The following is a 21,113-nucleotide window of genomic DNA, read 5'->3' on the forward strand; positions in this document are numbered from 1 at the left end:
GTGCGGCCGGGGTGGTGGTCGTGGCCGGCAGGTGGGGTGGCAGTTTGTCGATGAGGCGGCGGCGGATCAGGCCGACGGGTGAGTCGACCTGGGCGGGGAGCCCGGCCTTCAGGGCGTTGGTGAGGTAGTCGATGGTGACGCCTCGGTCGAGCCATTGCGTGGCGAGGGGTTCGAGGGTGGTGCAGTCGTCGGCGGAGAGGGCCAGGCGGTGGTCGTCGCGGCCGAGGCGGGCGAGGGCCAGGTAGGCGAGGGAGAGCCCGGTGGGTTGCGTGGGCTCGGCGGCCGGTGCCTGGGGTGGGGTGCGCTGGTGCGGTACGGCGGTGGGTTCGGGGGCCTGTCCGGCAGGCGACGGGGGGTCCGGCTGCGCGAGCGGCGGCTCCTCGTCCGGCACCCACGGGGGCGGCGGAGCCGTGTCGGGGGTAGGCGCTGCGGTCTGGGAGGCCGTTTCGGTGGCGAGGTAGGTGTTCCACCACTCGTTGTCGCGTGCGGTGCGGGACCAGAACGTGCGGAAGGCCCACCGGGTCTCGTCGCCCGAGCCGACAGGGCACCGTACGCGTCGAAGGTGTCCGGCGACGGAGAGGGCGTTGAGGGCGGTGGAGATGGCCTGCTGTCCGTAGAGCGGGAGTTGCTTGGCCAGTTGCTTCACGCTCATCGCCGCGCCTTCGGGGAGGTGGTCGACGAATCCGGCAACGTAGCGTTCGCGGGTGGGGAGGAGTGCGAAGTCGTTTCGCGTACGGGGGAGTTGCCCTGGCGCGGAGCGTTTGCCGTAGCCGGGGTTGGCCATCGGGTACGCGGCGGAGACTGCGGGGACGGGCAGGGCGAGGCTATGGTGCTGGGTAGCCACGGGATCTTCCTTCTAGGTGCTGGATCTTGTGGTGAGACCCCGGCCTGGTGCTTCCAACACCGCGTCGGGGTCGTTCAGTTCTCGCACCGTAAGTGGCCGTCACGCTGCGCCGCAAGCTGTCACGATTAGTCATACTGCCTGGCCGTGACGGGGTGGGGAGGTGGGGGAGGTTTTCCTTAACCCCCCTTCTTTCCCTACCGGTTAAAGAAGGCGCTCGGCCCTCGGGTCTCGCATCCCGACGCCCGAGTCCCGACACCCGAGCTTCGGGCCGGAGCCCCGTTCACGTACACCCGGAAGAGTGACCCGACCGTCCCCGAAGCCCGGGTCTCGGGCTGCGGGAGCCGAGCGTCGAGGGTTACACCTTGCCTTCGCTCAGGGCTACTCGCCGCCAGGCGGGGCCTCTTTGCGCCAGGAGTTCGTCGGCGATGCGGTTGGCGGTCTCGGTCACGACTCTCTCTCCTCCCACGCCTTGCTGAGGCGGATTGCGTACCGGATGCCTTCAGGCGTTGTGAGGCTGTGCCTGGTGTGCTGCCGAGATCCGGTCGATCCGTGCGGCCAGATCGAAGTCGGCCGCTGTGAGCCGGTGCCCGGCGTCGTGCGTCGTGATCCGGAAACGTACGTGATCCCAGCGCAGGTCGATGTCTGCGTGGTGGCCGACGAGCCGCTCGACGTCCGCGACGTTGACGATCAGCGCGACGCCGCCGTGGTAACGGATGCCGAACGCGCGGGTGATCGTGTTCCCTTCCCGGGTCCACCCCGGCAACTCGGCCAGGTGTGCAGCAATCTCCTCGTCCGGCAGCGGATCCTTGCCCATCGTCAGCTCCCCTTGGTCACCGGTGCCAGGATCTCTGCGAGGTCCCGGCCGACCGGGGCATCGTGCCACGGGCGCATCGCCCGCTCCAGCGTGGTCAGTTCGCGGCGCATGCGGGCCGAACGGGTCTCGACAGCGATGGTGACCACGGTGCGGGCGATCTCCACCGCCTGGTCCGGCTCCCGCGCCGTGGCGGCGGCGGTCGCCTGCCGGGCCATGTACACCCCGCGGTCCCGGCGGGCTGTGTCCGGTACCACTGCCAAGACCTGCGTCCACAGGGAACCTGCTTCGGCGCTCAGGCCGAGCCGCCCGTAGCAGGTGGCTCGCTGCACCTCCAGGTACCCCGGAGTCCGGCGGCATGCGTTGCCCCATGGCAAATCGTCGTCGACGTTCGGCAGAAGGCGGTGGGCTTGGTCCAGGAGGTGATCGACGGCGCGCCGTTCGCCGGTGAGGCTGGCGCCGTGGGCCTGCTGCTGCATGGCCATGATCCGTACTTTCGGTACGAGCCGGTCGGCATCGTCGAGAGCGGCCTCGCACAGCTCGACGACCGCGTGCCCGTCGCCCAGGTCGGTACGCACCTGGGCTTGGTTCACCAGTGAGTAGCCGATCAGATGCGGGTCACGGGACCGCGCCGCGATCTCCTGCGTCACTCCTCGCCAGAACGAGGCTCCGTCCATGTCACCGGCATCCTGGTACAGCCAGCCGACGAGAGCCGAGTAGGCCGCGCCGGCGCGGAGCAGCCCACGCCGCGTCTCACCCTTCGCGGAGCGCACCAGCTTGTCGATGAGCTGGTACTGCGCGGACACCGTCCCGATCAAATCATGAGGGCCCAGGAACATGTCGGCCCGATAGTGACCCTCCAACTGCTGCTGGAAGTAGTCGACCAGAGCAGGGTCCACGTGCTGCGGAGCCGTGGGCCCCATGACGAGCGCGGCCGCTGTGACGGAGGGGAAGGCTCGGCGGTTCACCTGCTCCTCCTCATGGTGCTCCGGTCGGATCCAGCCCGGCGGGGTCGTGAAGCCCAAGTCCTCGGGCCAGCGGCCGAGGGCGTCGTGGAGAACGATTGCGGATTCCTCGGCCGGCCAGCCCGGGCGCTCTCCTTCCCAGCGGCGCCACGTCCGAGCCGAGACCGTGAACTGGCGGTCGTCCAGTAACTGTTGCCCGTGTCTGGTGAGTGCCCCAGCAGCGGCCTCGATGCTCCGCCACCCACGGCGCAGGCGGGCGGCTCGTAGTGCGTCGTTGCGGCCCATGCGTTCAGTGTGAGGCGTCATGGTCCGTACTCCTGGCCGTGGCCGCCGGATGGCCACACGTGGCCATCGCACGACCTATTTCTCACTCGACGTGCCCGCTCATCATCAGGGTGTGACAGCGGGCCATGCAGCGGAATGGCCGAGAGCCCGATGATTGGTCAGGGAGAACACCGTGCCGATGACGCTGAAGGTGTACGAGGTGAACCGCACAGGCACTGTCCGTGTTCTGCGGGAAGAAGCTGAGGTGATTCCGTCCGAAAGGCCGGAAGCCACACACGAGTTCCCCGCCTGCGAATGCCCCACGTGCACCGAGGGCGCGCTGTGAAGACCACTGCCCTGGGCGACACCGCCTACAAGACCTGGCTCGGGCACACCCAGTTCTGCGCGGCCTGTCGTGCGGGGGTCTGCTGCCCTACGGCGGTGCGTTTGGGTCGTGCTTGGCGGGAGGCGCGTCGCGGATGAGGTGCTGCGTGAACGGTGACGCGGATGACGTCCTGACTGAGGATGAGCTGGGGGCTTGCTGCCCGGAGCGTGGGGTGACGTTGCTGTGGCGGGGTGATCCGGTCACCGCCGCCGAGGGGGCCGGAAGTTTGGTCGTTGCCGTGGACGCCTTGTCGACGGGTCCGGATGGTCCGTGCAGCGTTGTCTGCCGTAGTGCCCTGGTGACGGACCTGGCCGAGGTGCATGCCCTGTGCCGGCTGCCGGGGTGTGCCTGCCCGTGCCACGTCGTGGTGACCGCGCTCCGGGATGCCGGATGAGCGTCGCCTTGTCGGTGACGGATGTCCGTACGTGTGAGGCGTGTTGGCGTGAGCCGGTGACCGCCGTGCGGAACACGGCCCTCGGGCGGGATCTGTTGTGTCGGGCCTGTGCGGAGGGTGGTTGTCCGCGCAGGGTTGATCTGTTTCCGCCGTACGGGATCTGCCGGGTTGGCCGTTCTGTCGGCCAGTCAGTTGCTTCGAGTAGAGGAGATGGATGATGACGATGGACTTCGTTCCGGTTGAGGCTGGTAAGCATGGTGGGCCGCCGTCGGACAAGCCGTGGACTCCGCCGCAGGAGCCGAAGCCGTCGCCGGACGGCAGCCGCCCCCAGTTCATCCCGCAGTCGTGAGCGCCGCACCGCAGGCACCGACGTACCCGGATCTGGTGCGGGATCTCGCCGATCGTGGGTTGCTGACTGGTCGTTGGCGGCAGGTGTTCGAGGCTGTTCCGCGCAGCCGGTTCGTTCCGGCCGATGTCTGGCGACAACTTCCGGACCGGTGCGAGCCGGTGGTGGGGGCGGATGCCTGGCTGGCGTTGGTGAACAGTGATGAGCCGGTGGTGACGCAGCTCGACGACGGGGTCGAGGGTGGGCCGGGTGTGGCGACGTCGTCGAACTCGATGCCCTCGATGGTCGCCCGGATGCTGGGGCTGCTCGATGTCCGGGATGGGATGCGGGTGTTGGAGGTCGGGACCGGCACGGGGTACGTCGCCGCGTTGCTCTGCGAGCGGCTCGGTGATGATCTGGTCCACAGCGTGGAGCTGGATCCGGTCGTGGCGCGGCAGGCGGCCGAGGCATTGGCCCAGTCCGGGTATCGGCCGCAGTTGCGGGTCGGGGACGGTGAGCAGCCCTGGCCCGGCCTGGGGCTGGTCGACCGCCTGATCGCCACCTGCGCCCTGCGGTACGTCCCGCACACGCTGCTGCGGCAGGTCCGCCCCGGCGGGATCGTCGTGGCTCCGCTGGCCCGGGAGTTCTGGTCGGGCGCGCTGGTGCAGCTTCGGGTTCAGGATGACGGGACGGCGGTGGGGCCGTTCTGTGGCGGGGCGACGTACATGCCGATGCGCGCCCACAGGGTGCCCGACCTCCATGACGTACGGGGCAAGGGGCGGGCTCGTGCGGCCGGCCTGGATCCGGCCCGGCTTCTGGATCTCGGGTTCGCCCTGTTCGCGGGGGCGCGGCTCCCCGGTGTCCGGCTCATCCACCAGGGCACTGCCGAGGGGGTGCAGGTGTGGGTGACCAAGGAGGACGGAGCCGGGGCCACGGCTGCCACGGGTGAGGAGGTGTGGCAGTACGGGCCCGGGTTCCTGTGGGAGGAGATCGAGCAGACCTGGTGGGAGTACGAATCGGCCGGGCGGCCCGATCCCGAGCAGTTCGGGCTGACCGTCACCGACCGGGGCCAGCACGTCTGGCTCCGGGATCCGCGCGAGGTCATCCGGCCTGGCAGGACGTAACCCCTGGGTAGCTGCAACGTCCGCTGCTGGCTTCAGTCGTCGGTCGAACCGGTTCGACGTACGATCAACGCCGCTATCCACTGCCCTGCGATCGCGGTGACGACCATGGTCAGTGCCGCGGTGAACGAATCTGCCCAGGACCGCTCCAGCAGCACATGCCAGAAAATGGCGCACAGCCCGAAGACGACGCTTGAGAAGACCAGGAGGGCGAGCCAACGCCGCCACCCACGTCGACGCCACGACGCAGCTGGTCTCCTGCCGCTCTGCTGAGGTTCCGTCATTTCAGGCACCTACCCCAGCTCTGCAGACGAGATGTCGTCGGACAACGAGGTCAAGTGGGCGGCAAGGGCCTGGCACCCAGTCCCTGAGCCGCAAGCAGGAGCGCCGCTACGACCGCCGGCTCAAGGACCACGAGAGCGAGGCGTACCGGACGGAAGACCGACTCACCGGCCGGCTCGACGCCTCCGCCGTCTGAGCGCCGAGGTTCGGGTTCACCCCATGCCCAGCCAATGCAGGAAGCCGGTCACGTCGGCGACAGCCCACACCAGCACGAACCCAGCAGCGACGAACATGCTGTCGCGCCCGATGCGCGCCCTCCCCGATCTGCGCCCACCAACACCCACGAGACCCCCACCTGCGTTCCGATCCGACCCCGAGCCACCAGGCCCGGTGACTTCGGCAGGGTCCGGCCGTCCAGCTCCTACAGCGACGACGAAGGGCCCGGCTCAGTGAGCCGGGCCCTTCGTCCACAAGCGGTAGCGGTGGGATTTGAACCCACGGTGACGGGTTACGCCACACTCGCTTTCGAGGCGAGCTCCTTCGGCCGCTCGGACACGCTACCGAGAGAGAGCTTAGACCATTCCGGGGCGTGGACAGAAATCGGTTCTCGGGGGTGGGGGCACACGCGGCCAGGATGCGGCGTCATGCCTGGTCACAGGGATCGGAAGAACGCCGTCAGCTGCTGCGCGCACTCCGGCTCCAGGACGCCCGCGATGACCTCCGGGCGGTGGTTCAGACGGCGGTCGCGGATCACGTCCCAGAGGGAGCCCGCCGCGCCGGCCTTCTCGTCGCGGGCGCCGTAGACGACCCGGGCGATACGGGACTGGACCAGGGCGCCCGCGCACATCGTGCAGGGCTCCAGGGTGACCACCAGCGTGCAGTCGGTCAGGCGCCACTCGCCGTGGGCCCCGGCCGCTCGGCGCAGGGCCAGGATCTCGGCGTGGGCCGTCGGGTCGTCGGTGGCCTCGCGTTCGTTGTGGGCTGCGGCCAGCTCCACGCCGTCGGGGCCGAGAACGACGGCGCCGACCGGCACATCGCCGGCCGACGCCGCCCGCTCGGCCTCGGCCAGGGCGCGGCGCATCGGGGCCTGCCAGGGGTCACGTACGGGGTCGGGCTCGGGTACGCGTACGGGATCCGGGGCGGGCTCGGGTGAGGGGGTCGGCGGTCGTGCGGTCACCCGCGGACCCTAACGGACGGGGCAGGAGGACGGGCAGGTGGTGAAGGGACGGAAGAAGGTGGAGAAGGGGGGAGGGGGAGGGGGAGGAGGGAGGGGACGCGTACTCGGGCCGGCTAGCGGACCGACTCCAGGACCTCCGCCGCTCCCACGGCCTCCGCGATCTCGGAGAGTGCGTCGGTCTGCAGGGTGAGCAGCTCCTTCTCGGACATCCCGAGGTCGGCGAGGACCCCGAGCTCACCGATCGGCCCCGCCGGCACGGCGTCCGGGTCGGGGGCGTCGTCGTTCGGGTCGACGGCCGCCGGGGCGGTCCGTTGCGGTTCGCCGTCCTCCGTGCCGCCGAGGTCGACGAGCTCCTCCAGAGCGGCGATCTCGTCCTCGGCCCCTGGTTCGCGGCCGAGCATTTCGTCGGTGAGCAGGATCTCCCCGTACGAGGAGCGGGCGGCGGCGGACGCGTCCGAGACGTAGATACGGGGGTCCTCCTCACCGTCCACCCGGACGACGCCGAACCAGGCGTCCTCCTGCTCGATGTAGACCAGGACCGTGTCCTCGTCCACCGAGGCCTCCCGGGCCAGGTCCGTCAGATCGGACAGGGTCTCCACATCGTCGAGCTCTGTATCGCTCGCTTCCCACCCGTCTTCGGTGCGCGCGAGCAGTGCGGCGAAGTACACCGTGACTCTCCCACTGGTCATAGGCGAATCGGTCCGACGGGAGGGCGAACGGTGATCCGTCCGTCCTGGGCCCCGCCCAATCGGCATCGTGGCAGAAACAAGCGCCGCGCGAGACCTCTTCGACCGTTGCGTCGTCCATCAGTTCCAGGAGTGCCTGGTCGGCCCTGGCCCTGACGAGCCGATCGGAGGGCCGATCGGAGGGGAGCGCGCCGGTGGTACAGGGAGGGTTCAGGAGCGGAAACGCCAGGGGGAAGGGCCAGGGGTCGCCTGTCGTCCGTCCGCCGGTTCCCCCGTCGGTTCACCAGCGGAACGTGCGCATCCGCATTTGTTGGCGCATCCGGGCGGCCCGGGCCCGGCGCGGCTGCACCCGGTCCCGTAGTTGCTTGGCCTCGTGCAGCTCACGGAGGAACTGGGCGCGTCGGCGTCGGCGCGCCGCGTCACTCTCCTGCGCGTCGTCGACCTCGCCCGTCGCGCCCGCCATACCCTCGGCGTCGCGCCCGTTGCGTCCGCCGCGCCCCTCGCGCGCGGCCGGGTTGTCCCGCAGATCCCCGTCAGCCATCGACACACCACCCCAGTGCTGGGTCCGTATGCCCCCACCTTCCCCCCGAACAGGTGGTTGATGCCAGCGCAGAGTGCCGGGCGACGCGGTTACTGTTGACGCATGCGGATCCACGTCGTCGACCACCCGCTGGTGGCGCACAAACTCACCACGCTGCGCGACAAGCGCACCGACTCCCCGACCTTCCGGCGGCTCGCCGACGAGCTGGTCACCCTCCTCGCCTACGAGGCCACCAGGGATGTGCGTACCGAGCAGGTCGACATCGAGACCCCGGTGACGCCCACGACGGGCGTCAAGCTCTCGCACCCACGGCCGCTCGTCGTGCCGATCCTGCGGGCCGGTCTGGGCATGCTGGACGGCATGGTGCGGCTGCTGCCGACCGCCGAAGTGGGCTTCCTCGGCATGATCCGCAACGAGGAGACGCTCCAGGCGGAGACGTACGCGACCCGGATGCCCGAGGACCTCTCCGGCCGCCAGGTCTACGTCCTGGACCCGATGCTGGCCACCGGCGGCACCCTCGTCGCGGCCATCCGCGAGCTGATCAAGCGCGGCGCCGACGATGTCACCGCCGTCGTCCTCCTCGCCGCGCCCGAGGGCGTCGAGGTCATGGAGCGTGAGCTGGCCGGTACCCCGGTCACCGTCGTCACCGCCTCCGTCGACGAGCGGCTCAACGAGAACGGCTACATCGTGCCGGGCCTCGGGGACGCGGGCGACCGGATGTACGGCACGGCCGAGTAGGGCCGCTCTTTCTGCGATTCTCGCGCCCCGTTCCGGCGTCGTACGGTCTCGTTCCGTACGGAGCCGGGCGGGGCGCTCTCGTGTGGCGGGTCCGGTCGGGCGTTCAGCAGGGCGTCCAGTGGAGCGTCCGGTAGAGCGCTCAGCAGGAGGGCGACGGGGCCGGGACCGGCTTCGTCAGGGCCGTCATCGCCGCCGTGGCTTCCTTCGGGGTGCTGAACGCCTTGAACTTCGCCCCGAGGATCAGATCCACCTCGCCCGTCTTCCGGGTGTCCGTCTTCTGCACCGTGCCCGCCAGCTGGGTGCCGAGCACCGTGAAGCTGCCGTTCTTCGCGGCCGGTGCTCCGAGCAGGACGCCCGCGCCCGGCACCTTCTTGTCGTACTCCTTCGACGCGTTGCCCACATCGCCGATGGCGAAGCCGCGCTTCTTGAGCTCCTCGGCCGCGGCCTTGGCCAGCCCGCTGCGCGTCGTCGCGTTGTAGACGTTGACCTTGATCGCGGCCGGCTTCGGCAGCGCCTTGGCGGGGGCCGCGGACGGCTTCGCGGTGGGGCAGTCCCGCTTGTGGTCGGCCGCACTGGCGCTTTTGTCGCCGCCGGTGAAGACGTCGATGAGCTGCAGAGTGCCCCAGCCGGCCAGGCCGAGGGCGACGACGGCTCCGATGCCCGCGAGGACCAGCCTGCGGCGGTGCCGGGGGCGGCGCATACGGGGGTAGGCGTCGCCCGTGATGCGGTACTTTCCGCCCATGCCGGGGGGAGTGAGCATGCTCATGGAGGCAGCGTAATGCGCCCCGGTGATGATGCGTACTAAATGATCAACGTATGGCACCCGGATGAGCGTGAAAGCACCCGAAAGCCCGAACAGGAGCCTCGGCGGGATGCGGAAACCCCGGTGGGGTGTGTGCCCGGGGGCGCCTCGCGGCGGGGCGTGCGCCGGAGCCAGGTGGTGGTGGCTGCGCGCGGGGTGCGAGAGCGCCGGGGGCGGTGTCAGCCCAGGTCGAGGACGCGGGCGTGCAGGACCTGGCGCTGCTGGAGCGCGGCGCGGACCGCCCGGTGCAGCCCGTCCTCCAGATAGAGGTCGCCCTGCCACTTCACGACGTGCGCGAACAGGTCGCCGTAGAACGTGGAGTCCTCGGCGAGGAGGGTCTCCAGGTCCAGCTGGCCCTTGGTGGTCACGAGCTGGTCCAGGCGAACCGGACGCGGCGCGACATCCGCCCACTGGCGGGTGCTTTCCCGGCCGTGGTCGGGGTATGGCTTCCCATTTCCGATGCGCTTGAAGATCACACGGAAAGCCTACCGGGCAAGAGCCATCGGGCGCAGCCACGGAAGCCCACCGCGATGGCGGTGCAAACGCCGTATAGCGCTGGATAGGGCGGGATACCGGGGCAGGGGCCCTCCCGCGCTGCCTCCGTCCGCCTGCTCTCAGCCGGATTGCTTACGGGCTCCGGCGCCGGAGCCCGTAAGCCGGCCGCTACTCCGAAACCCGGCCGTGGCCCTCGCGCAGGCCGCCTCCGCTGCCGCCGCTGCCGGGGGTGCCGGTGTCGGGGTCGACCGGGCGGGTCAGCGAGCGCAGGTCGTGCGCGTACGTCCCGACCGCGTCGGCGATCACGTCGATGTTGGTGTCGAAGTGACCCATGTCGATGTTGTCCAGGTCGTCGCAGGTCGCGTGGTAGCAGGGGTCGTACGCGATCCCCGCCTCGCCGCCGAACACCTCGGCCTGGGCCGCCGTCTTGATGCCCTCCGCCCCGGTGTCCGTACCGCCGGAGGGGATGCCGGCCTCGATGAACGGGCCGTAGTCGGAGCGGCCGGTGAAGTCCGTGCCCTCGTGCGGCTTGCCCTTGCCGTCGAGGAACTCGTTGATGTTGCGCTCCAGTTGGGCCGAACCCTCCGGGCCCGGGCCCTCGCCGACCTGGTCGGAGTCGTCGCCGTCGAAGACGAACTGGACGCCGTTCGGCGAAGCGATCATGTCGAAGTTCAGATAGAGCTTGATCTGCTCGCGCTGCTTGTCGGTGAGCGCCGCGACGTACTTCTCCGAGCCGATCAGGCCGTTCTCCTCGGCCGACCACCAGGCGAACCGCACCTTGTTGGCGGGGTTGCTCTTCGACTTCGCCAGCTTCAGGGCGACGTCGAGCAGACCGGCGGAGCCGGAGCCGTTGTCGTTGATGCCGGGGCCCTCGGTCACCGAGTCGAGGTGCGCGCCGAGCATGACGGTCCGCGCCGCGCTGCCGCCGGGCGTCTCGGCGATGACGTTGCGGGTGGGGCGGTCCTCCTGGAGCTCGCGGACCTCGAAGGAGACCGTGACCTCGCCGCCCGCGAGGTCGGCGACGAGCTTCTCGCCCTCCTCCTGGGTGAGCCCGCCGGTCGGGATCTTCCCGGCGGCGACCTCGCCGAGCGTGCCGGACAGCGCGCCCTCGGTGTTGTTGTAGATGGCGGCTCCGGCCGCGCCCGCGGTGGCTGCGGCCGCCTGCTTCTCGGCGAAGGAGCAGCCGCCGCGCTTGATCAGCGCGATCTTTCCGGTGAAGTCCGCGGCGGCGTAGTCGGCGGCCTCGCAACCGGTCGTGTCATCGACAGGTACGGCGACGAGCTGTGTCGTCAGACCGCCCTCCTTCGTCGACGGCGTGTACGTCATGGCCTTGATCGTCACGTCGCGGGGCGTCGGCGTCACCACGGCGAGCTTTTCGGCCAGCGTCTCCGTATAGGTGAAGCGGAAGCTCTCGTACGAGACCTTGTACCCGGCGCGCTGGAGCTGCCGGTAGACGTACGCGGCCGAGGCGTCGTGACCGAGCGAGCCGGCGGCGCGGTGGCCGTCGGTGGAGTCGGCTATCGCCTGGAACTGCTGGAGGTGGCGGTGGGCGTCGCGGGCGGACGCGTTCCTCACCAACTCCCTTGACAGCTTTGCTGCTTCTTTCCCGGGGTCGTGCGCTGCGGGGCGTCCCGGGTGCGGGGACGCGGCCAGGAGGAGCGGTGTGGCCAGGGCGGTGGCGGCCACGACAGCCATGGCTCTGCGACGTGTTGCGTGCACAGGAGTCCTTCCGGTCTGAACGGCTGGCGCCCCGAGCCGCTGGTGCTCCGAGCGGCTCAGTGGCTGAACGGCTGATCACCTGAACGGCTGATCGGTTGAACGGATGTGCTGCGAAAGCTAGCGAGTGGGGTGACGCCTGTGAACCGGTGTGGCTGATTCCGATCGGCGGGGCAGGGGCGTCGGCTTGTTCCGGCGCCTGGCCGTCTCACTTCTCCCGCCTCGCCGTGTCACTTCTTCCGCGAGGCGCCGGGCTTCTTCGCCGCTTTGGCCGTCCTGGCCGCCTTCGTTGCTTTGGCCGTCTTGGCCGCCTTCGCCGCCGCCTTGGCCTCCTGCTTGTACGCGCGTACCTCGACGAGCGACTCCGGGCCCGTGATGTCTGCGACCGACCGGTGCGATCCGGCCTCCCCGTACGGGCCTGCCGCCTCCCGCCACCCCTTCGGACGTACGCCCAACTGCTTGCCGAGGAGCGCCAGGAAGATCCGGGCCTTCTGCTCGCCGAAGCCGGGCAGTGCGTTGAGGCGTTCCAGCAGCTCGTCGCCGGTCGCGGCGTCCCGCCACACCGCGCTCGCGTCGCCGTCGTACTCCGCGACCAGGAACTGGCACAGCTGCTGCACCCGTTTCGCCATGGAGCCGGGGTAGCGGTGGAGGGCCGGTTTGGTGGTGAACAGTTCGGTGAAGGCGTCCGGGTCGGAGGCGGCGATCCGTCCCGCGTCCAGGTCGTCGGAGCCCATTCGCTCCGCGAGGGTGTACGGGCCCGTGAACGCCCACTCCATCGGCACCTGTTGGTCCAGCAGCATGCCGACCAGGGCGGCCAGCGGGCTGCGGCCGAGGAGCTCGTCGGCCTCCGGGTTCTGGGCGATGTGGAGGGTGATGTCCTTGCCCGTGCCGGTGCCCGTACTCGTGCCCCTGTCCATGCCTGCGCCCTTGCCGCTGCTGCCGCTCGTGGTCATGCTGCCGATCATCGCGAGCCGGGCGGACGACGGCGACCGGGACTGCGCCGATGGCCTCTTCCCTGTCGGCCGAAGGAAGTACGCCCTATCCGTCCGGCCGGTCCAGCCGGTCCGCCCGCATCCGCAGGTAGCGGGCCTCGGGCTCGCTGAGGGTGGCGTCGGCGGCGGCGCGGTAGGCGGTACGGGCGGCGGCCGTGTCCCCGGCCCGTTCCAGGAGGTGGGCTCGTACGGCGTCGAGCCGGTAGTTGCGTTGCCCCGCTGAGCCCGCTGAGCCCGCTGAGCCCGCTGAGCCCGCTGAGCCCGCCGCCCCCGCCAGCGCGTCCACCTCCGCCAGTCCCGCCCGGGGCCCGTGCACCATGGCCACCGCGACCGCCCGGCCCGGCGCGGCGGCCGGGTCGGGGGTGCGCTGTACGAGGAGGTCGTACAGGGCGAGGATCTGCGGCCAGTCGGTGTCCTCGGGGTGCTCCGCCTCGTCGTGCAGGGCGGCGATCGTGGCCTGGAGCTGGTAGTCGCCGGCCGGTCCCTGGGCGAGCGCCTCCTCGGCCAGGGCGGTGCCCTCGGCGATCGCCGTACGGTCCCAGCGGGCGCGGTCCTGTTCGTCCAGGGGGATCAGCTCACCGTCCGGGCCGGTGCGCGCCGGGGTGCGCGCCTCGGTGAGGAGCATCAGCGCCAGCAGCCCGGTGACCCGGCCCTCGTGGGGGAGGAGCCGGCGCACGGCGCGGGTCAGCCGGATCGCCTCGCGGGCCAGGTCCGTGCGGTGGAGGTCGGGGCCGGCGGTGGCGGTGTAGCCCTCGTTGAAGATCAGGTAGAGGACCTGGAGGACGGCGGCGAGCCGCTGGTCGCGGTCCCGGGCGTCCGGCTGCCGGAACCGCGTACCGCGCACCGTCCGCTTGGCCCGGCTGATCCGTTGCGCCATCGTCGCCTCCGGCACCAGATGGGCGCGGGCGATCTCGGCCGTGGTGAGGCCGCCGACCGCGCGGAGGGTCAGCGCGATCTGGGCGGCGGGGGAGAGCGCGGGGTGGCAGCAGAGGAACAGCAGGGTGAGCGTGTCGTCCTCGGAGGGGGCCCGGTCAAGACCGGAGGGTCCTGCTCCGGCGGGCCCTTCCCCGGGCGGCGGGGTGACGAACGCGTCCGCCGGGGTGAGGGCCGCCGCCCTCTCCTCGCGCCGCCGGCGGGCCTCGTCGCTGCGCAGCCGGTCGGTGAGGCGGCGGGACGCGACCCGGATGAGCCAGCCGCGCGGGTTGTCGGGGATCCCGTCCCGCGGCCACTGCTCGGCGGCCGCGATCAGGGCCTCCTGGACGGAGTCCTCGGCCGGGTCGAAGTGCCCGTACCGGCGCACGAGCGCGCCGAGGACCTGCGGCGCGTGGCGGCGCAGCAGGTCCTCGATGTCGTCGGTCGCTCGGCCCACCTGGACCTTTCGGTTCGGTCAGTCGTCGAGCCCGCCGTCGACGGGCCGGATGAGGACCGGGTACTCGGGCGCCCCGGCCGGCTGCGGACAGCGTGCCACGCGGGCGGCGATCTCGGTCACCCTCTCCAGGCTCTCGCAGTCGAGGATCCAGAACCCGGCGAGCAGTTCCTTCGTCTCGCTGTACGGCCCGTCCGAGACGACCGGGCGGCCCTCGCCGTCGACGCTGACGGCCCGGCCCGACGCGGGATCCCGCAGCCCGTAGCCGGTGACCAGCTCGCCCGACTCGGAGAGGTCGTCGTTGATGCTGCCCATGTGGGCGTACATCGCCTGCACGGCCTTCTCGTCCCAGGCCGGGCTGTCGGCGCTTCCCTTGCCGCTCTGCGCGTCGTAGTCCGCCTGGCTGCCCTGGACCATCACCAGATACTTCATGACCGTCGCCTCCTGGTCGCTCGTTCGCTCTGTGGCCGTTGGTCGTTCTGTGGTCTTTCTTCCTCTTGCACAGGGGACGTCGGGGCCGATGGGGGCTTCTCGACACCACGCGCGAAGTCTTTTCGGATTCACCCGGCGGAGCGGCGTTCACCCGGCGGGGCGGGCGGAACAGGGCGTTCAGTAAAGTTCGGCTGCGCTTCGTTTCCGCTTGTTGCCCTTCGTTTCCCCTCCTCACATGACGAGGTCCCGGCCCGTGCCCGCATCCCCAGCCCCGCTTCCGTACCCCGTCGCCGTCGTGGGGATCGGCGCGGACGGCTGGTCCGGGCTGACCGGTACGGCGCGGGAGGCGCTGCGCGAGGCGGAGGTGCTGATCGGCGGGGCGCGCCAGCTGGACCTGCTCCCGCCGGACTGCGCCGGGGTACGGGTGGCCTGGCCGTCGCCGCTGCGGCCGGCCGTCCCCCGGCTGCTCGCCGAGCACGGGGAGCGCCGGATCGCGGTGCTGGCCAGCGGGGATCCGATGTTCTACGGGATCGGGCGGGCGCTCGCGGAGGAGCTGGGGCCGCAGCGGCTGCACGTCCTGCCGCATCCGTCCTCCGTCTCGTACGCCTGCGCGCGCCTCGGCTGGCCGCTGGAGGACACGGAGGTCGTGACGTTGGTGGGCCGCCCGGTGTCCCGGCTTTCGGCCTCCCTGTACGAGGGCCGGCGCCTGCTGGTCCTGAGCGCCGACGCGAGCACCCCGGCCACGGTCGCGGCCCTGCTCACGGCCCACGGCTTCGGCCCGAGCCGGCTGCGGGTGCTGGAACAGCTGGGCGGCGAGGGCGAGACGTACGTGGACGGCGTCGCGGGGACGTGGGAGCACCCGCCCGGCGACCGCCTGAACGTCATCGCGATCGAGTGCCGGGCGTCGGCGGAGGCGCTGCGCCTCGGTACGGTCCCGGGCCTGCCGGACGAGGCGTACGAGCACGACGGCCAGCTGACCAAGCGCCACATCCGGGCCGCCACGCTGGGGACGCTGGCGCCCGCGCCCGGGGAACTGCTCTGGGACGTGGGCGGCGGCTCCGGCTCGATCGCGATCGAGTGGCTGCGGGCGCACCCGTCCTGCCGGGCCGTGAGCGTGGAGCGAGACCCGGTGCGGGCCGAGCGGATCACCCGTAACGCGGAACGCCTGGGCGTCCCCGGCCTGCGGGTCGTCACCGGACCTGCTCCGTCGTCGCTGGCCGGACTTCCCTCCCCCGACGCGGTGTTCATCGGTGGCGGGCTGACCGCGCCGGGGCTGCTGGACGCGTGCTGGGAGGCGCTGCGGCCGGGCGGCCGGCTGGTAGCGAACACGGTGACGCTGGAGTCGGAGGCGCTGCTGGCGCAGCGGCACAAGGCGTACGGCGGGGAGTTGGTGCGGCTGTCGGTCGCGCACGCGGTACCGGTCGGCGGGTTCACGGGCTGGCGGCAGGCGATGCCGGTGACGCAGTGGTCGGTGACCAAACCCTCATCCTCAGAAGCAAGTTCGCACATGGGAGACAGACGATGACCGTGCACTTCATCGGCGCGGGCCCCGGCGCCGCCGACCTGATCACGGTGCGCGGCGCCCGGATCCTCGCCGCCAGCCCGGTCTGCCTGTACGCGGGCAGCCTGGTCCCGGTGGAACTGCTGGCCGAGTGCCCGGAGGACGCCCGCCTGGTCGACACGGCGAATCTGGACATCGAGCAGATCACGGCGGAGTTGGTACGGGCCCACGAGGATGGCCACGACGTGGCGCGGCTGCACTCGGGCGACCCGTCGGTGTTCAGCGCGGTGAACGAGCAGATGAAGCGCCTGGACGAGGCGGGCGTGCCGTACGAAGTCGTCCCCGGCGTCCCCGCGTTCGCGGCGGCGGCAGCGGCCCTGAAGCGCGAGCTGACGGTCCCGACGGTCGGCCAGACGGTGATCCTGACCCGCATCGCCCAGCGCGCCACGGCGATGCCGGAGGGCGAGGACCTGGCCACGCTGGGCCGCAGCGGCGCGCTGATCGTGCTGCACCTGGCGGCGCGGTACGTGGACCGCGTGGTCGACGAACTGCTCCCGCACTACGGGGCGGACTGCCCGACGGCGGTGGTGGCGATGGCGTCCCGCCCGGACGAGATCATCCTGCGCGGCACCCTGGACTCGATCGCCGAGCAGGTGAAGGCGGCGGGGGTGATCCGGACGGCGGTCATCATGGTGGGCCGGACGCTGGGGTCGGAGCAGTTCCGGGACAGCCACCTGTACTCACCGGAGCGGGACCGGCACGTGTGCTGAAGGGGTCAGGGGAGGGCGGCATGCGAGGCGACGCGAGCGCGGGCTCGAACGGCAGGATGAGCCGCGACGAGGCGCTGTCGTTGGTGCGGCGCCTGCTGAATGACACCGACGGCACCAGCGAGGCAGAGGCGGACGAGATCCTCGGCGCCTTGGAACGCGGCCTCGCCTGCCCGCACATCAGCGACTACATCTACTGGTCCCTCCCGGACTCCGACCCCACTCCGGAAGAGATCGTCGACCGGGCACTGGCCTATCGGCCGATAGCGCTCTGACCTGGATGAGGGCCTTGCTTGATCGCGGCAGCCACGGCGGGTGCCGGTGGCTCTGCCTGTTCTGGCCCTGCCCGCTTCGCTAGGGTCCGTTCCGTGGACGACGACAGAGTGATCATGGCGCGGGCCCGGGTTCATCTGGTGCCCGCGGTGTTGGCGTTGGCCAATCCGCCCTGGCAGCGGGACGTGTGGCTCGATCCGGAGGTGTTCGAGAGCTTGGACCACGTCATCCACACGCTCTTCGACGACTTCTGCGATGCCGAACACCCTGAGCGCTACCTCGGGATCGGTCTGCGCAGCGAGGAAGAGGTCGCGCTGTTCAAGGAGTTGGACCGGGCGCTCACCGTCGCCGAGGATCAGGCTCCGGGCGGTTTTGACGAGGAGATGCTGCGCGTCGAGGGGTGGGCGGAGGTGGTGGCCGTGGCCGGGCGGTTGGCGCAGGTCATGGTCGCCAATGACCTGGGGGAGATCCTCGCGTTGCACGAGGCCCGGGGCGCGGCCGAGGCGTAAGCCGGCCGGGCCGGTGGGGTGTTGCGGCGGGCATGGGCGTGCCCGGGGCCGGCGTGCGGCTCCCGGGCACTGGTGCCTGTGCGTACTGCTTCGCGTCAGCCCTTGATCTCGATCTCGCCGTTCTTCGAGGTCGAGGAGTCGGCCGCCGGCGCGTCCGGGGCGGTGGTCGGGGCCGGGACCGTCGTCGTGCGGTTCTTCAGGTTCTCCAGGAGGGACGCGAGGTCCACGCCCGTCGTCGAGCTGAGCAGTTCCATGCCCTGCGAGACGTTGTCGGTGACCGTGCGGGCCAGCTGGCTCGCGCCGTCCGTGGAGATCACCGTCATCTTGTCGATGGCGCTCAGCGGCTCCGAGGCCTTCGCCACGACGCTCGGGAGGACCTCCACCAGCATCTGGAGGACGGCCGCGTCGCCGTACTGCGCGAACGCGTCGGCCTTCTTCTGCATGGCCTCGGCCTCGGCCGCACCCTTGGCGGCGATGGACGCGGCCTCCGCCTCGCCCTCGATGCGGACCGCGTCGGCCAGCGCCGAACGGTGCAGCTTCTCGCCCTGACCGGTCAGGCGCGAGCGCTCCGCGTCGGCCTCGGCCTCCTTGACCTGGGCGATGCGGCGGGCCTCCGCCTCCTGCTCGGCCTGGTAGCGAGCGGCGTCGGCGGGCTTACGGACCTTCGTGTCCAGCTCGCGGTCGGTCAGCGCGGCCTGGCGCTCGGCGACCTTCTCCTGCTCGGTGAGGACTTCCTGCTGGCGCGCGGCCTCGGCGAGCGGTCCCGCGGCGTTGGCCTTGGCGGCCGCGGCTTCTGTCTCGGCCTTGATCTCGGCCTGCTTCAGGTAGTACGTCCGCTCGGCGATGGCGATCTCCTCGGCCGCCTTCAGCCGGGCCTGCTCCGAGGCCCGCTTCGCGATGGCCTCGGCGATGTCCGCCTCTTGCTTGGCGCGGGCGGCCTCCGGGCGGCCGAGGTCCTCCAGGTAGGAGCCCTCGGTGGTGATGTCCTGGATCTGGAAGGCGTCCAGGATCAGGCCCTGGCCGGAGAGGCTGGCCTCGGCCTCCTCCGCGACCTGCCCGGCGAACGCGGCCCGGTCCCGGATGATGTCCTCGACCGACATCCGGCCGACGATCGCGCGCAGCGCGCCGGAGAGCACTTCCTGGGTGAAGCCGACGATGCCGTCCTGCTGCTGCAGGAAGCGCTGGGCGGCGGCGCGGATCGCGTCCTCGCTGCCGCCGACCTTGACGATCGCGACGCCTTCGAGGTTCGACTTGACGCCCCGCAGCGTCACCGCGCCGCGCACGGCGATCGGGATGTGCCGGCTGGACAGGTCCAGGGTGAACTTCTGCTGGACGAACGGCACGACGAAGACGCCGCCGCCCACGACGACCTTCTGGCCGCTGTTGTCGATGCTGGTGCGTCCGGTGACCGGGTCCGTCGACTTCTTGCCGCGGCGGCCGGTGATGATGAACGCCTCGCTGGGCCCGGCCACCTTGTAGCGCGTGATGACGACGAGGCCGAGCAGAACGAGGAGTACGACGATGCCGATGACGGCGATGACTACTGGACTCATGAGGTCTGTCCCCCCTGCCTCCCTGGGGGGACGGCAGATCGTTGTGGAGCGGGCCTTGCTGTGGAGTTGATCGAGGTGGGGCGGTGGGGTGGGTGGAGCCGGTGGTGCGTGGTCAGCGCTCCACCGGGCGTACCGCGACCGACGTGGTCGACAGCGCCTCTTCCACCCAGATCTCGGTCCCGCGCGCGACCGGCACGGCCGACTTGGCCGCGTACTTCACCGGCTGGTCGCCCAGCCGCAGCAGCACCTCGCCGTACCCCTCGGCCGGGATGGCCGTCACGACGGAACCCGAGGTGCCGACCAGGTCGGAGTCGCGCGGCGTGGCGTGCGTCTGGTCGCGCATCAGGGCCCGGCTGAGCTTCCAGGTCAGCCAGCCCGCCACGAGGCCGGCGACGACGCCGACAACGGTGGCCACGAACGTTCCGGTGTTCGTCGTCCCGAGCACGATCGCTCCGCCGAAGCCGAGCATCGAGATGAACCCGGCGATCACCGGAAGCGAGAGCAGTCCGTCGAAGAGGCCGTCCAGGACGCCGTCGAAGAGGCCTTCGAGGACCCCGCCGAAGATCAGGGAGAGGGCCAGCAGGACGATTCCCGCAATGCCGAGACCGAGAAAGAAGGTCACGCGATCACTCCCCTACCTGTCGACACCTGTCGACTTCCCCCGAGTGTTTTCCGTCGATCTGGCTGGATGATCCCATACAGCACCTCTTCCGGTCACTGCCGGGTTCCGGCAATCTTTACGCGTTTTTGATGCCGGACAGGCGGTCGGTGAGCGTGGTCAGCGACTGGAACGTCGCTCCGAGCAGCGCCACGTGCTTCCAGCGCAGGACCCCGTCCGGGCCGATCAGGAAGACCGCCCGCCGTACCCCGATGCCGGGCGCGGAGACCCCGTACGCCTTGGCGATCTCCCGGCCCTCGTCGGCCAGCAGCGGCATCCGCAGGTCGAAGGCGCGGGCGAACGACTCGTGGCTGTCCACACCCTGTGGACTGATTCCCCAGACGTCGGCGTCGAGGCCCTCGAAGGACTCCATGCCCGAGGAGTACGAGCACAGCTGCTTCGTGCAGACGCTGGTGTTGTCCCCCGGGTAGAACGCCAGGACCACGGACCGTCCGCGGGCGGACGACAGCCGGTACTCGGAGCGCTCGAAGGTGTCGCCCGAGGCGGACAGGACTCCGCCCGGGAGAGTGAAGTCCGGTGCTGCGCTGCCGAGTTGAGGGCCAGATGCCATGGAAGGCTCCTTCGGTTTCGTATACGGGGATGGCGCGGACGGCACGGATGGTTCCGTGGCCGTGACCGTACAGTGGACGGCACTTCACCCATCCGGAGCGGCCTCGGCGCCGAATACGGGGAGAGGGGCCACCGCGCCCCGCACCCGGACCTGGAGGTACGCGTGGCCCAACGACCGCCGTCGGCAGCGGTTCTCGTTCTGCACGGGGGGCGCGAAACCGGTACGGAACCCCCGCCGCCGGGTCTGCTCAACCTGCCCGGTACCCGGATGCGCCCCTTCGTGCGGGCGGTCACCCGCGCCGCCGGCGAGGACGTCCTCGTGAGGCAGGTGCGGTACGCCCACCGGGGCTGGAACGGCACCCGTGCGGATCCGCTCGGCGACACCGTGGCCGCCCTCGACGCGCTGCGGGAGGAAGCGGGCGACGGCCTGCCGGTGGTGCTCCTGGGCCACTCCATGGGCGCGCGCGCCGCCCTCCGCGCCGCCGGGCACCCCCTCGTGCGGGGCGTCGTCGGGCTGGCCCCCTGGTGCCCGCCGGGGGATCCGGTCACCCAGCTCGCGGGCCGTGACGTCGTCCTCGTACACAGCAACCGGGACCGGATGACCAGCCCCCAGGCCACCCAGTCCCTCACCGCCCGGGCCCGTCGCGCCGGCGCCCGTACGTGCATGGTCACCGTCCGGGGCGGCGACCACGCCATGCTCCGCCGGGCCTCCGCCTGGCACCGGCTCACCACCGGGCTGGTCACCGGACTGCTGGGTTCCGGCAGTCTGCCGGGTCCGGTCGGCGAGGCCCTCGCCCTGCCGCCCACCGCGGAGGCGACCGACGGGACTCTTGACCTGGATCTCGATCTCGACCTCGGCCCGCTCCGGGCCCGGGCGGGCGCCCGGCCTTAAGGGCTGCCGGCTGTCCGGGCCCTGTGGGCGCCGCCCCACCGCCGCCTGCGGCCC

Annotated in this window: 23 protein-coding genes, 1 tRNA gene and 1 pseudogene; 8 read left to right on the forward strand and 17 right to left on the reverse strand. The window is 71.1% G+C overall.

Going from position 1 to position 21,113, the window contains the following annotated elements:
* The 3 genes from JS521_RS21745 to JS521_RS21755 form a co-directional block, all read right to left on the reverse strand.
* On the reverse strand, nucleotides 1-844 hold an 844-nt coding region (locus JS521_RS21745), incomplete at its 3' end, for a MarR family transcriptional regulator (RefSeq protein ID WP_205084622.1).
* 499 nt (nucleotides 845-1,343) lie between these two features.
* On the reverse strand, nucleotides 1,344-1,658 hold the full coding sequence (locus JS521_RS21750; RefSeq protein WP_205084623.1) for a 4a-hydroxytetrahydrobiopterin dehydratase: 315 nt from the start codon (nucleotides 1,656-1,658) through the stop codon (nucleotides 1,344-1,346).
* A 2-nt stretch (nucleotides 1,659-1,660) separates the two neighbouring features.
* Nucleotides 1,661-2,926: an NsdA family TPR-like regulatory protein gene (locus JS521_RS21755; protein ID WP_239487628.1), complete on the reverse strand. Its 1,266-nt coding sequence runs from the start codon at nucleotides 2,924-2,926 to the stop codon at nucleotides 1,661-1,663.
* Nucleotides 2,927-3,659: 733 nt separating this feature from the next.
* Here JS521_RS21755 and JS521_RS37540 point away from each other — a divergent pair.
* Nucleotides 3,660-4,012: pseudogene (locus JS521_RS37540) on the forward strand (hypothetical protein).
* Nucleotides 4,009-5,112 carry a methyltransferase domain-containing protein gene (locus JS521_RS21760; RefSeq protein WP_205084624.1) on the forward strand — a complete coding sequence of 368 codons (1,104 nt, stop codon included), beginning with the start codon at nucleotides 4,009-4,011 and terminating at the stop codon, nucleotides 5,110-5,112. The pseudogene JS521_RS37540 and the gene JS521_RS21760 overlap by 4 nt, the downstream one beginning before the upstream one ends.
* A 32-nt stretch (nucleotides 5,113-5,144) precedes the next feature.
* Here JS521_RS21760 and JS521_RS21765 read toward each other — a convergent pair whose 3' ends face one another.
* The 5 genes from JS521_RS21765 to JS521_RS21785 form a co-directional block, all read right to left on the reverse strand.
* Nucleotides 5,145-5,393 carry a hypothetical protein gene (locus tag JS521_RS21765; RefSeq protein ID WP_205084625.1) on the reverse strand — a complete coding sequence of 83 codons (249 nt, stop codon included), beginning with the start codon at nucleotides 5,391-5,393 and terminating at the stop codon, nucleotides 5,145-5,147.
* 472 nt (nucleotides 5,394-5,865) lie between these two features.
* Nucleotides 5,866-5,953 (reverse strand) — tRNA-Ser (locus tag JS521_RS21770).
* Nucleotides 5,954-6,043: 90 nt separating this feature from the next.
* Nucleotides 6,044-6,472 (reverse strand): tRNA adenosine(34) deaminase TadA, encoded by a 429-nt coding sequence (gene tadA, locus JS521_RS21775; RefSeq protein ID WP_205084637.1) that lies wholly within the window; start codon nucleotides 6,470-6,472, stop codon nucleotides 6,044-6,046.
* Between the two features lie 209 nt (nucleotides 6,473-6,681).
* Nucleotides 6,682-7,236 (reverse strand): tRNA adenosine deaminase-associated protein, encoded by a 555-nt coding sequence (locus JS521_RS21780; protein ID WP_205084638.1) that lies wholly within the window; start codon nucleotides 7,234-7,236, stop codon nucleotides 6,682-6,684.
* Between the two features lie 298 nt (nucleotides 7,237-7,534).
* Entirely contained in the window at nucleotides 7,535-7,795 is a 261-nt protein-coding gene (locus JS521_RS21785; protein WP_205084626.1) for a hypothetical protein, read from the reverse strand.
* 102 nt (nucleotides 7,796-7,897) lie between these two features.
* Here JS521_RS21785 and upp point away from each other — a divergent pair, with 102 nt between their 5' ends.
* Nucleotides 7,898-8,533, forward strand: a complete 636-nt coding sequence (gene upp, locus JS521_RS21790; RefSeq protein WP_030075862.1) for a uracil phosphoribosyltransferase — start codon at nucleotides 7,898-7,900, stop codon at nucleotides 8,531-8,533.
* Nucleotides 8,534-8,672: 139 nt separating this feature from the next.
* Here the strand turns inward: upp and JS521_RS21795 are convergent, their stop codons facing one another.
* The 6 genes from JS521_RS21795 to JS521_RS21820 form a co-directional block, all read right to left on the reverse strand.
* Nucleotides 8,673-9,275: a LytR C-terminal domain-containing protein gene (locus JS521_RS21795; protein WP_205084639.1), complete on the reverse strand. Its 603-nt coding sequence runs from the start codon at nucleotides 9,273-9,275 to the stop codon at nucleotides 8,673-8,675.
* Between the two features lie 239 nt (nucleotides 9,276-9,514).
* Nucleotides 9,515-9,811, reverse strand: a complete 297-nt coding sequence (locus tag JS521_RS21800; RefSeq protein WP_003967677.1) for a type II toxin-antitoxin system VapB family antitoxin — start codon at nucleotides 9,809-9,811, stop codon at nucleotides 9,515-9,517.
* 187 nt (nucleotides 9,812-9,998) lie between these two features.
* Complete coding sequence (locus JS521_RS21805) at nucleotides 9,999-11,525, reverse strand: M28 family metallopeptidase (protein ID WP_205084640.1); 1,527 nt, start codon at nucleotides 11,523-11,525, stop codon at nucleotides 9,999-10,001.
* 251 nt (nucleotides 11,526-11,776) lie between these two features.
* Nucleotides 11,777-12,463, reverse strand: a complete 687-nt coding sequence (locus JS521_RS21810) for an HhH-GPD-type base excision DNA repair protein (protein ID WP_205084641.1) — start codon at nucleotides 12,461-12,463, stop codon at nucleotides 11,777-11,779.
* A gap of 121 nt (nucleotides 12,464-12,584) precedes the next feature.
* On the reverse strand, nucleotides 12,585-13,907 hold the full coding sequence (locus tag JS521_RS21815) for an RNA polymerase sigma factor (protein WP_205084627.1): 1,323 nt from the start codon (nucleotides 13,905-13,907) through the stop codon (nucleotides 12,585-12,587).
* 18 nt (nucleotides 13,908-13,925) lie between these two features.
* Nucleotides 13,926-14,336, reverse strand: coding sequence for a YciI family protein (locus tag JS521_RS21820; RefSeq protein WP_205084628.1), 411 nt, complete (start codon nucleotides 14,334-14,336; stop codon nucleotides 13,926-13,928).
* A gap of 235 nt (nucleotides 14,337-14,571) precedes the next feature.
* Here JS521_RS21820 and cbiE point away from each other — a divergent pair, with 235 nt between their 5' ends.
* The 4 genes from cbiE (at nucleotide 14,572) to JS521_RS21840 (ending at nucleotide 17,386) form a co-directional block, all read left to right on the forward strand.
* The gene (gene cbiE / locus JS521_RS21825) at nucleotides 14,572-15,861 is read left to right on the forward strand and encodes a precorrin-6y C5,15-methyltransferase (decarboxylating) subunit CbiE (RefSeq protein ID WP_205084629.1); all 1,290 of its coding nucleotides are present in this window, start codon (nucleotides 14,572-14,574) and stop codon (nucleotides 15,859-15,861) included.
* A complete protein-coding gene (gene cobM / locus JS521_RS21830; RefSeq protein ID WP_205084630.1) occupies nucleotides 15,858-16,607 on the forward strand; it encodes a precorrin-4 C(11)-methyltransferase in 750 nt (249 codons plus the stop codon). Before cbiE ends, cobM begins: the two co-directional genes overlap by 4 nt.
* Nucleotides 16,601-16,879, forward strand: coding sequence for a bacteriocin immunity protein (locus JS521_RS21835; RefSeq protein ID WP_307847933.1), 279 nt, complete (start codon nucleotides 16,601-16,603; stop codon nucleotides 16,877-16,879). The genes cobM and JS521_RS21835 overlap by 7 nt, the downstream gene beginning before the upstream one ends.
* A 93-nt stretch (nucleotides 16,880-16,972) precedes the next feature.
* Nucleotides 16,973-17,386, forward strand: coding sequence for an SCO4402 family protein (locus JS521_RS21840; RefSeq protein WP_205084631.1), 414 nt, complete (start codon nucleotides 16,973-16,975; stop codon nucleotides 17,384-17,386).
* Between the two features lie 95 nt (nucleotides 17,387-17,481).
* Here the strand turns inward: JS521_RS21840 and JS521_RS21845 are convergent, their stop codons facing one another.
* From JS521_RS21845 to JS521_RS21855, 3 genes are all read right to left on the reverse strand, one after another.
* Nucleotides 17,482-18,939 carry a flotillin family protein gene (locus JS521_RS21845; RefSeq protein ID WP_205084632.1) on the reverse strand — a complete coding sequence of 486 codons (1,458 nt, stop codon included), beginning with the start codon at nucleotides 18,937-18,939 and terminating at the stop codon, nucleotides 17,482-17,484.
* A 112-nt stretch (nucleotides 18,940-19,051) separates the two neighbouring features.
* Nucleotides 19,052-19,561, reverse strand: a complete 510-nt coding sequence (locus JS521_RS21850; RefSeq protein WP_205084633.1) for an NfeD C-terminal domain-containing protein — start codon at nucleotides 19,559-19,561, stop codon at nucleotides 19,052-19,054.
* Nucleotides 19,562-19,676: 115 nt separating this feature from the next.
* Nucleotides 19,677-20,168 (reverse strand): peroxiredoxin, encoded by a 492-nt coding sequence (locus JS521_RS21855; protein ID WP_205084634.1) that lies wholly within the window; start codon nucleotides 20,166-20,168, stop codon nucleotides 19,677-19,679.
* Nucleotides 20,169-20,330: 162 nt separating this feature from the next.
* Here JS521_RS21855 and JS521_RS21860 point away from each other — a divergent pair, with 162 nt between their 5' ends.
* Complete coding sequence (locus JS521_RS21860) at nucleotides 20,331-21,059, forward strand: alpha/beta fold hydrolase (RefSeq protein WP_205084635.1); 729 nt, start codon at nucleotides 20,331-20,333, stop codon at nucleotides 21,057-21,059.
* Nucleotides 21,060-21,113 lie beyond the last annotated feature (54 nt).

Source organism: Streptomyces durocortorensis (assembly GCF_016901035.1).
Lineage (GTDB): Bacteria > Actinomycetota > Actinomycetes > Streptomycetales > Streptomycetaceae > Streptomyces > Streptomyces durocortorensis.

Bases quoted from the DNA above. Each gene is read 5' to 3' on its own strand.
- upp (WP_030075862.1), top strand. From the start codon at position 7,898: ATGCGGATCCACGTCGTCGACCACCCGCTGGTGGCGCACAAACTCACC.
- JS521_RS21755 (WP_239487628.1), bottom strand. From the start codon at position 2,926: ATGACGCCTCACACTGAACGCATGGGCCGCAACGACGCACTACGAGCC.
- JS521_RS21795 (WP_205084639.1), bottom strand. From the start codon at position 9,275: ATGGGCGGAAAGTACCGCATCACGGGCGACGCCTACCCCCGTATGCGC.
- JS521_RS21845 (WP_205084632.1), bottom strand. From the start codon at position 18,939: ATGAGTCCAGTAGTCATCGCCGTCATCGGCATCGTCGTACTCCTCGTT.
- JS521_RS21785 (WP_205084626.1), bottom strand. From the start codon at position 7,795: ATGGCTGACGGGGATCTGCGGGACAACCCGGCCGCGCGCGAGGGGCGC.
- JS521_RS21750 (WP_205084623.1), bottom strand. From the start codon at position 1,658: ATGGGCAAGGATCCGCTGCCGGACGAGGAGATTGCTGCACACCTGGCC.
- JS521_RS21765 (WP_205084625.1), bottom strand. From the start codon at position 5,393: ATGACGGAACCTCAGCAGAGCGGCAGGAGACCAGCTGCGTCGTGGCGT.
- JS521_RS21810 (WP_205084641.1), bottom strand. From the start codon at position 12,463: ATGGACAGGGGCACGAGTACGGGCACCGGCACGGGCAAGGACATCACC.
- tadA (WP_205084637.1), bottom strand. From the start codon at position 6,472: ATGCGCCGCGCCCTGGCCGAGGCCGAGCGGGCGGCGTCGGCCGGCGAT.
- cbiE (WP_205084629.1), top strand. From the start codon at position 14,572: ATGACGAGGTCCCGGCCCGTGCCCGCATCCCCAGCCCCGCTTCCGTAC.
- JS521_RS21855 (WP_205084634.1), bottom strand. From the start codon at position 20,168: ATGGCATCTGGCCCTCAACTCGGCAGCGCAGCACCGGACTTCACTCTC.
- cobM (WP_205084630.1), top strand. From the start codon at position 15,858: ATGACCGTGCACTTCATCGGCGCGGGCCCCGGCGCCGCCGACCTGATC.
- JS521_RS21820 (WP_205084628.1), bottom strand. From the start codon at position 14,336: ATGAAGTATCTGGTGATGGTCCAGGGCAGCCAGGCGGACTACGACGCG.
- JS521_RS21805 (WP_205084640.1), bottom strand. From the start codon at position 11,525: ATGGCTGTCGTGGCCGCCACCGCCCTGGCCACACCGCTCCTCCTGGCC.